At 72.4% G+C, this 13,217-nt stretch carries 9 protein-coding genes; 6 read left to right on the forward strand and 3 right to left on the reverse strand.

The window, feature by feature from the left end; translation table 11 throughout:
* Positions 1 to 5: 5 nt before the first annotated feature.
* Both ACI79F_RS11250 and ACI79F_RS11255 read right to left on the reverse strand, forming a co-directional pair.
* Positions 6 to 173, reverse strand: a complete 168-nt coding sequence (locus ACI79F_RS11250) for a hypothetical protein (protein WP_456545033.1) — start codon at positions 171 to 173, stop codon at positions 6 to 8.
* A 123-nt stretch (positions 174 to 296) separates the two neighbouring features.
* The gene (locus ACI79F_RS11255; RefSeq protein ID WP_456578905.1) at positions 297 to 812 is read right to left on the reverse strand and encodes an HNH endonuclease; all 516 of its coding nucleotides are present in this window, start codon (positions 810 to 812) and stop codon (positions 297 to 299) included.
* A 115-nt stretch (positions 813 to 927) separates the two neighbouring features.
* Here ACI79F_RS11255 and ACI79F_RS11260 point away from each other — a divergent pair, with 115 nt between their 5' ends.
* Positions 928 to 2,331 (forward strand): ADP-ribosylglycohydrolase family protein, encoded by a 1,404-nt coding sequence (locus tag ACI79F_RS11260; RefSeq protein WP_456545032.1) that lies wholly within the window; start codon positions 928 to 930, stop codon positions 2,329 to 2,331.
* 24 nt (positions 2,332 to 2,355) lie between these two features.
* Here ACI79F_RS11260 and ACI79F_RS11265 read toward each other — a convergent pair whose 3' ends face one another.
* The gene (locus ACI79F_RS11265; RefSeq protein ID WP_456545031.1) at positions 2,356 to 2,532 is read right to left on the reverse strand and encodes a hypothetical protein; all 177 of its coding nucleotides are present in this window, start codon (positions 2,530 to 2,532) and stop codon (positions 2,356 to 2,358) included.
* A 293-nt stretch (positions 2,533 to 2,825) separates the two neighbouring features.
* On the opposite strand from ACI79F_RS11265, the gene ACI79F_RS11270 reads away from it, so the two are divergent.
* From ACI79F_RS11270 to ACI79F_RS11290, 5 genes are all read left to right on the forward strand, one after another.
* Positions 2,826 to 3,326: a TerD family protein gene (locus ACI79F_RS11270; RefSeq protein WP_456545030.1), complete on the forward strand. Its 501-nt coding sequence runs from the start codon at positions 2,826 to 2,828 to the stop codon at positions 3,324 to 3,326.
* A gap of 347 nt (positions 3,327 to 3,673) precedes the next feature.
* Entirely contained in the window at positions 3,674 to 3,946 is a 273-nt protein-coding gene (locus ACI79F_RS11275; RefSeq protein ID WP_456545029.1) for a hypothetical protein, read from the forward strand.
* Positions 3,947 to 3,981: 35 nt separating this feature from the next.
* Positions 3,982 to 6,813: a VWA domain-containing protein gene (locus tag ACI79F_RS11280; protein WP_456545028.1), complete on the forward strand. Its 2,832-nt coding sequence runs from the start codon at positions 3,982 to 3,984 to the stop codon at positions 6,811 to 6,813.
* Positions 6,814 to 6,840: 27 nt separating this feature from the next.
* The gene (locus tag ACI79F_RS11285; RefSeq protein ID WP_456545027.1) at positions 6,841 to 10,422 is read left to right on the forward strand and encodes a tubulin-like doman-containing protein; all 3,582 of its coding nucleotides are present in this window, start codon (positions 6,841 to 6,843) and stop codon (positions 10,420 to 10,422) included.
* Positions 10,423 to 10,670: 248 nt separating this feature from the next.
* Entirely contained in the window at positions 10,671 to 13,154 is a 2,484-nt protein-coding gene (locus ACI79F_RS11290) for a hypothetical protein (protein WP_456545026.1), read from the forward strand.
* Positions 13,155 to 13,217: the final 63 nt, after the last annotated feature.

Raw genomic sequence — 13,217 nt, forward strand, 5'->3', positions numbered from 1 at the left:
CAGGGTCAACGGGCGCGCGCGTCCGGCCGCGGCTTCGGCAGCGGCTGGCGCTCGCGGAGGCCGGCGTCGAAGCGCAGCGTCGGCTCGAGCGGCGTCTCCTCGTCCGGGCCCGCGTGCCGCCCCGGCCGGGGGAGCTTGAACTCAGCGGTCTCGTCGAGCAGGTGCTTGGCCACAACGCCGTCCTTCCGTAGTCGGTCGAGCACGCAGAGTATGTGGCTGCTGCCACTGGCGGGCGACTTCTGGGAGAAGCGGGATGGGTGGGACATCGCTGTGACGGCGGTCATCCCCCGCCGGCGCTAGAAGGCTGGCGGTGGTCTGCCTCGCCGGTGGACCACGGTCGACATGCCGGCAGGAAAGTAGCTCTGACGGCGGCGGGCCAGCCGTTCCAGCTCCCAGGTCCACGGGATGCGGTTGGCTTTGCGCGAGTTGTGGGTCCGGCACAGGACCTGCCCGTTCGTGAGGCTCGTCGCTCCCCCGCGGCTGTGCGGGTGCACGTGATCGGCTTCCAAGCGCTGGGTGGCGGTGCAGCGGCCGAACAGCCAGGCGTGGTGCTCGCACCGGTGACCCGCCCGCGCCATGAGGGCAGCGCGCTCTGCTCCGACGAAGACCCGTTGCGGGTCGCGGGCGCGGCGCCCGTGAACGAGTGCGCGGACTCCCCCGAGGAGCCGACCTCCGAGCACGAGAGCGACGAGGGCGGCGAGCCACGGGTGGGCGGACACGGCCTCCGGGACGGATGAGAGCACGTCCTGGAGGAGGTCCGTCGGATCTCCGTCCGGCTGCTCGTGGGCCATGGGGCCCTCTGGTCTCACCATGCGGCTATCGATCGGTGCCGCGCGGGTCTTGAGGCCTGGCCTGCTGGTTCCCCCGAGCGGCGTACACGACGCTCCGCGCGGCTGGAACGGGCATGGCCCATCCGGGAGGGGCCACGTGTCGTCTACTGGGCTGGTGCACCGCTCTCATCGTGTCGCCGGCGCGCTCGTCGGCTCAGCCGTCGGAGACGCGCTCGGGGCGCCGTTCGAGTTCGGCCCGCCCGGGCAGTTCACCGCGCGGTTCCCCACCCCGGCCCGCGGGTCGAAGACGGAGATGTGCGGTGGCGGGGCGATCGGCTGGGAGCCGGGCGAGTTCACCGACGACACCCAGATGGCGCTGCTGGTGGCGCAGTCGCTGGTCAAGCACGACTGCCTGAACGAGGCCGACGTCTTCCACCGGTTCCGCGCCTGGGCGGCTGCCAACCCGCCGGACATCGGCAACCAGACCCGCGCCGTGCTCGGTTCGGGGAGGCCGTGGGACGTCGCCGCGGCCGAGCACTTCGCCCGGTCCGGGCACGCGGCCGGCAACGGCTCGCTGATGCGGACGACGCCGGCGGCGATCCGGTTCGCCAAGGACGGCACCGCGGCCACGATGGACGCCGCCCGCCGCATCTCGGCGCTCACCCACGGCGACCCGTCGGCCGGCGAGGGCTGCGCGGTCTTCCACGAGCTGATGCGCGTGGCGCTGGACGGCGGGGACCCGCTGGCGGCGATCCCGGCGGCGCTGGACTTGGTCGCCGAGGAGCACCGCGAGCGCTGGGCCACGGTGCTCGCGCCCGGCTGGACGCCGGACCAGGCGACCGAGCGCAACGGCGCGGTGTGGCCGACGCTCGGCCAGGCGGTGTGGGCGCTGCGCACAGGCCGGGACTTCGCCGAGGTGCTGCGGCTGGTCATCGACCTCGGCGGCGACACCGACACGGTCGCCTGCGTGGCCGGTGCACTCGCTGGTGCGGTGTACGGGATGGGCGGCATCCCGAGCCGGTGGGCCTCGGCGGTGCACGGCCGGGTGCCCGGCCACGGCGACACGGTGTGGCGGCTGGCCGACCTGCAGCAGCTGGCCGCCGCGCTGGACTCCGGCGTGCAGCAGAGCTACGACCCCGGCGTCATCCCCCGGATCGGCCCGACCGAGGTGCTGCCCGGCATCTGGGCCGGCAACCTCGACGGCGCCCGGTACAGCGACACCGACTTCGCCGTCATCTCGCTGTGCCGGCTCGGCGAGCCGTTCCCGCACCCGGTGCACCGGATGGCCTACATCGCCGACAACGACTTCAACGCCGACCTGGACGTGATGCTGGCCGACGTCCTCGACGACATGAAGGCGCTGCACGACGAGGGCCACCGCATCCTCGTGCACTGCCACGGCGGCGCCTCGCGCACCGGGCTGGTGCTTCGCGGCTACCTCGTGCGCGAGCAGGGGATGTCGGTGGAGGAGGCGACCGCGCACGTCGCCGAGCGCTGGCCCCACCTGGGCCTGTGGAACGCCAGCTTCACTGCCGCGCTGGAGCGCCTCGCCGCGCGCTGACGCGGGCGCCCGCGTCAGCGGGCCCTACTGCTCCTGGGCCGCGGGCGGGGCGGGCTTGGGCCGCTCGCGGAAGCCCGGGTCGAAGCGCTGGGTGGCCTCGGGCTCGGCAGCCTGGGCGGCCTCGTCGTCGTCCTCGGCCGCGTGCCGCCCCGGCCGGGGCATCTTGAACTCGGCCGTCTCGTCGTTCAGGTGCCTCGCCACGATGGCTCCTCCCCCTGCTCGTCTGGGCACAGACTACGGAGCCGGGACAGGGCTCGCGGCCGCGCTGCCCTTACAGGGCCGCCAGCACGTGCCCCAGGACTCGGGCATGTGCCGCATGCCCTCTCGACTGGACGAAGTCCCACAAGCCTCATTCGTTCACAGTGGTCCCACATCCGGACCGTCGAGTTCCGCCGAGGGGTCGAAGCGCCGATAGGCGATGTGCACCCGCCTCACGTTCGGAGAGAGATCGACATGGTCATCGCACGCCAGCTCCCCACCGCTCGGACGACGCGGTGAGCGAGCTGGCGAAGAGCGGCCATGTCTCGCTGGCGAGCGAGCAGGTGGAACCACGCCGCATCCGCGTGCAGTTCTCCTGGACCAAGCGCCGGTCGCAGCCGGCCGTCGCCTTGACGGTGATCGCCACCGACGAGGAAGGACGGGCGATCAGCCCCGACCACCACGTGAGCTACCAGGACCCGACCCTCAAGGACGGGCGCAGGACCTTCGAGCTGCTCATGGACCTCGAATCGGCTCCGGAGGAGGCCGCGGCGGTGGCGTTCAACCTGGTCGCCAGCAGCCGGAGCCTCCGCGATCTGCCCGGCCTCACCGCGAGCGTTCGCGACCAGGCGGGCGAGCTCCTCGTCGAGTACCCGATCAGGGACCTGGCACGGGAACGTTCCTTGCTCGCGCTCGAGCTGCACCGCCGGACCGGCGAGTGGCGTGTGCACGCGGCGGGAGAGCCACGCCCTGACGGCCGGGTCGGGTTGTTGCGCTCCTTCGGCATCGACCCCTGACCTCCCGCGGCCATCCACACCGCGCACTGGCGCTCCGCCAACCTCGCCCGAAGGAATCAGATGCCACGCCTCGTCACGCGCACATCGCGGTGCGCGTCCACCTGCTCGTCGAAGTGCCGCCGATGAGCACGACTCCCTTCCCAGGGCTGGGTTCCGGCAGCTCTTCGACGTCCAGCGGTGCGGGTCTCGGCTTCCCCGGCTCGTCAACGCCCGCCTTCCCGGGGTTGACCGGCGGGGACGGTCCACTGTCGGGATCGGCCGACCTGCTCGGTGGATCCGGGTGGTCCTCCCCGGGCCACCAGCGCGACTCGGACGCGCGCCCTCCGATGACCGTCCTCGGCGGAGCTGTGCTGACGCCCCTGCTCACCGTCCCGCTGCTCCTCCTCGACGCGTGGTTCTGGCACGTGATCGGCTGGTCGATCGCTGCCTTCGGGACGGCCGCCTTCCTCATCGCCTTCACGCTGATCGACACCGGTCGCCGCGCCAGCGCGTGGTACCTGGGCCGAGAGGGCGCGGTACGCACTCTCCGGCTGTCCGCGATCGCGCTGGCGCTCCTGATCGCCGCCGCGCACAGCTACCTGTTCGCGGACTGGTTCTCCCGTCTCGAGATGTTCGCGTGACCCGCCCTCGCCGCCGTGTCCGGTGGCCTCACCTCGTGGCTGTGCTCGGCGCGGCACTCGTCGGAGTCGTCGCCGTCGCGGGCCCTTCGGCGGCCGCGCCCTCCGGCACGGGGACCGAAGCTCTCCAGCAGCTCGGAGGATGCCTGACGTCCTCCCACCACCTGGACGTCCTGCTGCTCGTCGACCAGAGCAGCAGTCTCAGGACGAGCGACCCGGAGGGCGCCCGGGTCACAGCTGCACAACTGCTGCTGGCACGCCTGGCCGACACGGCGGAGCGAACGGGGAGCACCGTGGACCTCGCCGTCGAGGGCTTCGATGCCACCGTCCAGGTCACGACGGCATGGACGTCCCTGACCGGCGACACGCTCCCGGCGGCGCAGCAGCAGATCGCCGAGTTCGCCGAGCGTGACAACGGCGTCGACACCGACTACTGGACCGCTCTCGGCACGGCACGCCAGCACCTCGTGGACCACAAGAGCTCTGACGATGCCAATCCGTGCCAGGCCCTCGTCCTCTTCACCGACGGGAAGTTCGATCTGACTGTCCGGGACACCCCGGAACTCCAGGAGCAGTACGGGACGACAAAGCCGATCCCTGGCGCCGAGGACGTGGACATCACCACCCCGGAAGGCGTCGACGCGGTGGTCGCGGCCGGCGAGGCAGACCTCTGCCGCTCGGGCGGCATCGCCGACGCCATCCGCAGCGACGGGATCCTGCTGATCGCCCTCGGGCTCAACGCCAACGGCGCTCAGGACCTCAGCTTCCTCGCCGGCATCGCCGAGGGTTTCCCCCAGTCCTGCGGGGCGCAGCCCCCGTACGGCTACTTCATCGCCGCGAACGACGTCGGAGACTTGGTCCTCGCGTTCGACGCAGTGGGGGACCCGGGCAACCCACCCTTGCCCCCGACCGAGATGGGGGTCTGTCCGGGTCGTGTGTGCGCGCAGCAGGCGCACACCTTCACGCTCGACTCGTCGATCCAGGGGATCCACGTCGCCGGCACGAGCAGCGCTCGCGGCATCGACGTCTACGTCCAGCCGCCGGGGACCGATCCAGTCGGGCTGAGATACGACGCTGCCAGTCCTGCGGGGAGCACGGCTGCCGGCGACGTGACGCTCGACTACACCTGGTACGCGGACGGCGCCTTCTCCATCGACGCCCAGGCGCCGGCCAGCGGGGACAACTGGTCGGGCACCTGGCGGGTCGTCTTCGTCGACCGGACGGGGCAGAACCCCGAGGCCGTGTCGAAGATGCAGCTGACGATCCAGGCAGATCTCCAGGCCGCCCTGGCACCGGCGCCGCCTCTCGAGTGGCGAGCAGGCGAGAGCGTCGGGCCGGCGTTCTTCGAGCTGGTCCGGGCCGACGGCACCCCCGCCATCCTCGGGGACCCCGCCCCCACCCTGGCCCTCGACGTGTTCCTGCGGCCGAGCACCGGTGCCGACGTGCCTCTGGCTGGCGGCCTCACCTTGCAGCAGATGCAGGCGGGGGTGGCCCTCCCCGTTCCGCCGGACTTCCCCGCCGGGGGCGCGCAGCTCGTTACCCGGCTGCACGTGACGACGGTGAGCGGGCTGGTCCTCGACCCCCAGGTGCGCAGTCAGCCGATCACCGTCGCAGCGGCCTTCGGCTTCCCCGCCCCGACGGGCTCGGTCGACTTCGGCACAGTCGCGGGGCTCGATGCCACGAGCGGGCAGCTGAGCATCGAAGGCCGGGGCTGCGTCTGGGTGTCCGATGGCGGCGCCGTCTCGCTGCAGACCCAGCCGGCGGACATCGAGGCAGGAGATCTGTCGGTCTCCGGCGGCTCGCCATCGGATGAGGCGCCTACGTGCAGCGACAAGCCGGTCTGGTCGGTTCCTGTCGAACTCGCCTCGGGCCGATCGGCCGCAGGCAACGTGACCGGGCTCTTCACCGTCCACCTGGCACCGGTCGACGCCGACGGTGCCGCGGTGACCGACCGGGAGGTGACCGCGCAGGTGCCGTTCACCGCGACTCTCGAGCGGGTCGCGAACGGTTCCGTGTTGTGGCTGGCGTTCGCGGTGGCCCTCCTGGTCGGGATCGGGCTGCCCGCCCTGGTCCTGCTGCTCGGGCGCCGGCTGGCCGCCCGATTCCCCGCGCGACCGCTGCAGTCGGCGCTCCTCGACGTCCTCGTGGGGCCGAGTGGCGTCCGGATGGCCGGCGGTGGCGCGCTGGCGGCCCCCGAGCGCTGGGACGTCGTCGCCCCGCCCACGTCCGGCCGACGACGAGCTCGGCTGTCCGGCGTCCCCGTCCGGGCGCGGGCCGGCACACGGCTCAGCGATGCGGGATTCGCCGAACCCGAGGAGGAGCACCGCGTCGGCGTCTCCGGCGCGCCGGGGAGCCGCTCGTCGCGGACCCTCCGCCCGCGCCTCCCCCTGGCGCTGCAGGGGTCGTGGACCTTGCTCCTCGATCGAGTCCGGGCTGGATCGGACGCCGCGGAGGTACCGGCCCAGCTGCTCCTGGTGACCGATTCGGCATCGACCGCGCAGCAGCGCGAGGACCTCGTCGCGCGGGCCCGGGACGAGGCACCGGCGGCCGTGGACTCGCTGCGTGACGCCGCCCGGGCACAGCAGCCCGACGGAGCTGACGGCGGTCAGACGTCGACGCCGGATGCCGCAGAGCGGTCCCTGAGCACCGATGATCCGTTCGGACCCCATCCGGTCTCGTCCCCGGAGCCGGGCAGCGCGCCGGCCACCCGCCGGAACGCCGATCCCTTCGCCCGGGCGGACAGCCGTGCGACGGACCCCTTTGCTCTGGGCGGGTCACCGGCTCCTGCCGCCTTCCCGGTACCGGACCCCCGCCCGGGATCGGACGACCGGCGGAGCACGCCGCAGGTCGACGACCCCTTCAGCCGCTGACGACCCCGATCACCAGGAGAAGCAACCGTGTACAAGATCTGCGTCGTCGGCCTCGGCGGCTCCGGCGGGAAGACGCTCCAGTTCCTCATGGACCAGCTCGGCGCAGAGCTGGCCAAACTCGGCTGGGGCGAGGACCACCTGCCTCGCTGCTGGGAATTCGTGCACGTCGACGTACCGCCGGTGCCTGACGGAGTCGGGGCCGGGCTCCCGCCGACGGTCCCGAAGCAGGGCGGCACGTACATCCCCGTCAGCAGCCCCACGGACAGCTACGCGGTGCTGGACCGGGCGCTGCAGTCGAACCTGATCAGTCAGCCGACGGGGAGCCAGCTCCGCCAGCTCGTCCGCTGGCGCCCGCACGCTGCCCGCGTCACCACGCCCATCACCTTGGGGGCAGGTCAGTACCGCGCCGTCGGTCGGCTGCTCACCCTCGCCCGCGCCGGCGTGGTCTACGACCGGCTGGTGCCCGTCGCCGAGCGGCTCAACCAGGCCGGTTCCGACCACGACCTGGCAGCGGTCGCCCGTCTGCTCGGACTCCCCTCCTCCGGGACGCAGGGATCGATGGTCCTCGTCGTCTCCTCGCTCGCCGGCGGCACTGGCGCGTCGATGACGCTCGATGTCTGCAACCTCCTGCGGGCGGTCGCCGCGCAGGTGCCGAACTTCCGGGCCGAGTCGCTGGCCTTCCTCTACACGCCGGACGTCTTCGACAAGCTCGAGCCCGGGCAGCGCGCCGGTGTCAACGCCAACGCCCTGGGCACGGTCTCCGAGCTCATGTCGGCGATGGCTGCGCGGCAACGCACGTGGACGCCGGCGGAGTGGTCGGTCTACGGCGGCGTGCCCCGGCCGCCGGGTGTCGGCCGCGGCCCCGAGCTCGTCTTCCCGGTCGGGTCCTACAACGGGATCAGCGGAGCCCGGTTCGGGGACGGCAAGGCGGACACCATCTACCGCGGGTTCGCGCGCTCCTTGACCGCTCTCTTCATGTCCGAGGCCCAGCAGAACCAGCTGATGGCCTACGCCATCGGGAACCTCGGCGTCATCGCCGGCTCGGTGGCCGACAACTCACTGCTCAGCCTCCAGCCCGCCCGTGGCGGGGCAGATGTGGAGTCCAACGAGCCGCTCGTCTTCGGCTCCCTCGGATTCGCGTCGATCGGCCTCGGCCGTGACCGGTATGCCGAGTACGTCGCGCAGCGCCTGGCGCGACAGGGCGTCGAGCGGCTGCTGCGGGGTCACGTCGACCTGGCCGTCCGGCAGGGGCTCCGGAGCCCACAGCAGGCCGTCACCGACACCGCGGTGGAGTTCTACCCGCAGTTCCTCGCCTGGGCCGGCCTCCCGGACGTGCGCGCCCGGGACGGCCAGGTGCTGCGCGGGCTCGTCCATGACGTCTGGCCCGAGGACGCGCGGGAGGCGCTCAGCGCCCGACTGACCCGGGACGTCCTCGGCCCCGCCCTGCAGCCCGGCGTCACCGGCAGCGGCGACTTCTTCGCCCACCAGATGGCCGGCTACATCACCTCGACCTTCGACCGGAATGTCCTCCCACAGGCAGACAGGGAGCTGCGGGAGGGCGCGGTCCGTTGGGTCCCCGCGATCCAGGCCCGGCTGGAGTCCGCTCTGCTCCAGGTCATCGGCGACCGAGGCATCCCCGCCGCCGAGCGGATCCTGCAGATGTTCGCGGCCGACCTGCAGTACGCCGCGGAAGCCCTCGACCAGGCCGCCGGGATCGCCCAGTCACCGCAGGCCATCGCCCAGAACGTCACGGCCGAGCTGCAGACGCTGACCAACACCATCGACGTGCACCACGGCGCCATCGGCCAGGCCACGGCGAAGCTGCGCCAGCACTACACCGAGGCCTTCCTCCGACGCGCGGCGGCGATGGTCGGTGACCTCCTCACCCAGGCGCAGAGCGACCTGCTGCAGCCGCTGACGACGGCGCTCGGCCAGTGCCGCGGCGAACTGGAGTCGTCGGAGGCGGTCTCGGCCCTGTCGGCACCCACCGCGACGGTCGCGACCGACCTCGTCCAGCAGTGGCCGGTCGGCGACGACGTCCCGCCCCGGTTCGCCACCGCACAGAACGAGGTGCTGCTGGAGGACATCGGCAGCTATCCCCGCTCGTACGCCGACCACCTGGTCAGGACCTTCAGCGCGGGCGGCGGGTCTGCCTCGCTCACCCCCGCGCGGAGCGAAGAGCTGGCGCTCTTCGAGGCGCTGACCTGGCTGCACTCCGACTCCCGCAGCCGGCTTCGCAGCGCAGACCGACTGGCCGGGCTCGATGCGGTAGGGGTCCCCGCCCGGATCGGGCGGCGCTCGGAGTGGTGGCCGCAGGCGCTGTCGAACGTGAGCTCCTCTCGGCCGGCGAGCTACGAGCTGCAGCTCCACCACCGGGCAGTCCTCCAGGGCGCACGAGCGTGGGTGGGCCGGCGCGGCGAGGTGCTCGGCAACTTCATCGCCGAGGGACTCGACGTCTACCTCAACCGCCCGGGTGCCAGCGCGCACGAACAGGCCGAGATCGCGCGGCGTTTCGCCGATCGGTTCGGTGCGGCACTGCAGCTCGCGGCCCCGCTCGTCGGTGTCGACGCGCAGATGGTGCGTGCGGTCCACGACCGCCCGGTCATGGTCGGGTATCAGTTCAGCGAACTGCCCTTCGGGACGAGCCCGGGCGTGGTCGCGCAGCTGGTGGAGGGTCTCAAGGCCGACTCCTCGGTGGAACCGCTCACCGTCGAGCGCTTCGAGCAGGCGGTCAGCACCGTCTCCCGCAACCGGATCGACATCCTCGGGACGTACGCGCACCTGTACAACCCGATCGTCTTCTCGTCCCTGCAGAAGCCGATCCGCAAGCAGTGGACCGAGTCCGCCTCCGCGCAGCTCCGAGGGGCGTTCTGGACCATGCGTCGCGGGCGCTCGCTCACCGACTTCACGCCCGTCTCCAGCACGTGGCTGCAGTCCGTCGTCACCGGGTGGCTCGTCGGTCGCCTGACCGGCGAGGTGCTGCTCCCGGGCGAGGGCCCGATCGTCGACGGCGGCGTCGCCGTCTGGTCGACCGACCTGCGCGAGTTCGCCCGCCTGCCCCACCCGCTGCTCGGCGCCGAGGTCCCGCAGCGGGACGCGCCGGGCTGGGGCCTCGTCTCAGCGGTGGTGGAGTCGCTCCCCCTGGCCATCGCGATGTGCGATGGGGACACGCAGATGTCGGCGCTCCGGCCCTACCAGTCACTGTTCCAGCTCGGCCGGCACCTGCAGGACCCTCGGGGCGGCACGCCGTCCGAGGCACTCCTGCCCTGGCTGCGTGACGGGATCGGCCGCAGCGGAGAGGGCCCCCGGGGGGTCCTGACCCCGCCGACCAGCGTCGAGGAACGCCTGCTGGCGGCTCAGGAGTGGTGCCAGGCGTTGCAGGCAGACGCGATCAAGCTGCTGCCGCAGGACCCGCAGTTCCCCGGCCCCCGGGGCGGCTTCAGCGAGATCACCCCGCACAACTTCTGGGACGTCCCGCGGGAGTGGGAGCTCGCCCGTCAGCTCGTCACCGCGACCGAGCAGCTCCTGGTGAACCTGCAGGTCCCCGCTTACACCGGCGCCGGTCACCAGCCGCCGGCGAACCCCGACCACATCCAGGTGCAGGTGTGAGCACCGACCAGACGCCCAGGACCCTGGTCCTGGCGCGACTGCGGGACGAGCCCGTCGCCGACGTCCTGGACGTCGTCCGGGACTGGACGGCGTTGGACCTCCTCGCACCGTCGCTGTGGCTGGACGTCGATCCCGAGTCCTCGGGGCCGGCGCTCTCCCTCGTCGACCGGGATGGAGCGCGGACGTATCCGGCGGAGTCGTGGCTGGCCCTCAACGGCGTGGTCGACCTGCGGATCGTGCTGCTCCAGGTGTTCGCCGACAGCGAGCCGGTCCCGGTCAGCGACGGCGTGACGCACCAGCTGCTGCAACGGATCGGACTGGGCGACCTCCCGCTGGTGAACCTCCTGGTGCCCGCCACCGCGGACACCGTGGTGCCGGTCGAGGCCACGCTGACCTCCCGTCCCAACGTCGTCCTCCAGACGCGCGACGGGCAGGGGCCGGGGGCGGTGACACGGCCGGTTCCGCACGAAGAGCTGCCCCAGCACGCCGCGGCCGGCCTGGCGATGGTGGGCGGCCTCTGGACGGCGATGGACGAGGCGCCCTTCGATCGCTCCGGCATCTGGCCCGGCCAGCAGGTCGTCGTCGCGCGAGCCCACGCACGCCTGCTCGACTCGCGCGCCGTGCTCGCGGGTCTGTCCGACGCGGTCCACAGGGATGAGGGACCGCTTCCCCGTCCTCGGTCGTCGTCCGGTGAGCGGCTCACCGAGGTCACCGAGACACAGGCGCTCCCCACGGCCGAGAGTGCGGCCGTGGGAGTGGTCGACGCACACGCCGGCATCACCCGCTTCCGGCCGCCGGCCGCCTTCCAGGCGGCGCGGCCGAAGCCGGTCGGCTTGTTCAGCGCCGTGTGGATGTTCCTCACCTACCTGTGGGCGGCGGTCCGCAACGCACCGCGCTCTTGGGTGGACGCGGTCGTCCGGCGGACGGCGCGCGGCCTGTCTGCTGCAGTCACGTCCGCGTTGTTCGGCTCCGACTCCGCCTACGAGGTCGTCGTCCTCGGAGTGAGGCCGGACGGCTCGCCCGCGGCCGCACACCACGAGGACGACGTCTCGGCCCTCGTGGAGTGCGCCCAGCAGATGGCGCACGTCGCGTCCCCCGGTACCGAGTTCGCGGTCGTGGACACGAGCGTCTTCTGGAGCGAGATGACCGGCGTGGGCGTGAGCCTGGCCGACGGCTCGGACACGCCCTCCGCCGTCCACATGCCGATGCTCGGTCCGGATCGGCAGGTGGTCGACCGGCCCGAGCTGATCGTCCGGCCCAGCTCCACGGCTCCGCACGGGCTGCCGGTCGGGGCACTGCCGAACGTCAGTGAGCTCACGATCGACTTCGATGACCCCTATGCGGCGCTGCAGGCGTACCGGCTGCTCGGCGAGCAACTCGAGCGGCCGGCGTCGTCGGACGACCCGTTGCGCTTCCAGGTCGTCGACAACGCTCGCAACTCGCTGAGCGCTTGGATCGTCCGCCAGCGCAGCTACGCCTGGCGGGTGGGGTTGGAGCTGGCGCAGGAGCTGGAGGCCGCCCGGCAGACGCTCGCCGAGGTCGTGCGCTGGGAGTCGGCGGACCTGTCGGCGACCGCGCCACGGCAGGTGCTCGACGCCCAGCGCCGGTCCCGGCGCTTCGTGCTCGCCTCCCTGGCCGTACTGGTGGTCCTCCTGAGCGCGGACGTGGCTCTCGTCCGTCTGACCGACCTGGTGACCTGGAAGGTCGGGGTGATCAGCGGAGTGGTCCTCACCCTCGTGTGGCTCTTCCTGTCCACCCGGGTGTTCGTCCGCAACCAGCGTGAGCTGTTCCGGTGGCTGCACGTGCGCGACGAGGGACGGCGCCACCGCCAGTGGGCCCTGGACTGCTCGGTCCACGTCGCTCGCGAAGTGCACCGCCTCGGAGTCCTGTACCGGCAGAGTCGGCAGTGGGCCCGGGTCCTCAGCGCGGTGGTGCACGACCCGTTCGGGACCGGCGTCGCCGCACCGGCGGACGAGCCCTATCCCGACGACCTGAGCGGCTCGCTGCCCCTGGCCACGGCGGTCGGTGTGGCCGAGTTCGATCAGGAACGACACAGCCAGCTCGTCCACGAGGCACGGCGAGCCCAGCTCGGCGTGGGGTGGCTGACCGCCCAGCTGCACCGCCGGATCGAGCACGCGTTGTCGGTGAGATCGAAGCGCTACGGCCGCGCGGAACACCGCACCGTCTGGGGGGACCCGGCCTACAACCCGCAGGGACCGCTGGCGGAACTCGTCCGGAACCTCGGCACCGTGGAGGACCGCCGCACGGCCGCGGTGCAGGCCGACGACCACCTGGTCTCCTGGCTGCGCGCACTGGGTGAGGACCGCGGTCTCACCTGGTCTCTCGACGAGGTGTATCCGCAGGTCACCGTGACCGCTGGTGCGGTGCCCGGGACGATCTCCGGGCAGGGCTTCCTGTTCCCCATGCTGCGACCCATCGACCACCTCGATGCCATCGGGTTCAGCGCGACCGGTGCCGCTTCGCTGTCCAATCAGGTCGAGCGGAGCGTGCTCGCCGCCGTCGGAGTCCCCGTCCCGCCCGACACCGCCGAGCTGCTCCGGGTCCGCTCACAGGACGCGCGCACGTCCATGGACCGCTTCGTGGCCCGCCTAGACATGACGCGGCAGGTCACGCCGGATCACGTCTCGCACTTCGCCTCGGCGTCCGAACCGATCGTGCCGACCCCTGGGCCCGGTGAACCGCCGTCGTCCGGGATCACCGTTCGGCTCTGAACGTGGCCGTCGACCCACTCCGCGGCCGAGGCCCGGTTCGGCGGGCGAGGAGCTTCTCGCCCG

The organism is Blastococcus sp. SYSU D00868 (assembly GCF_054050575.1).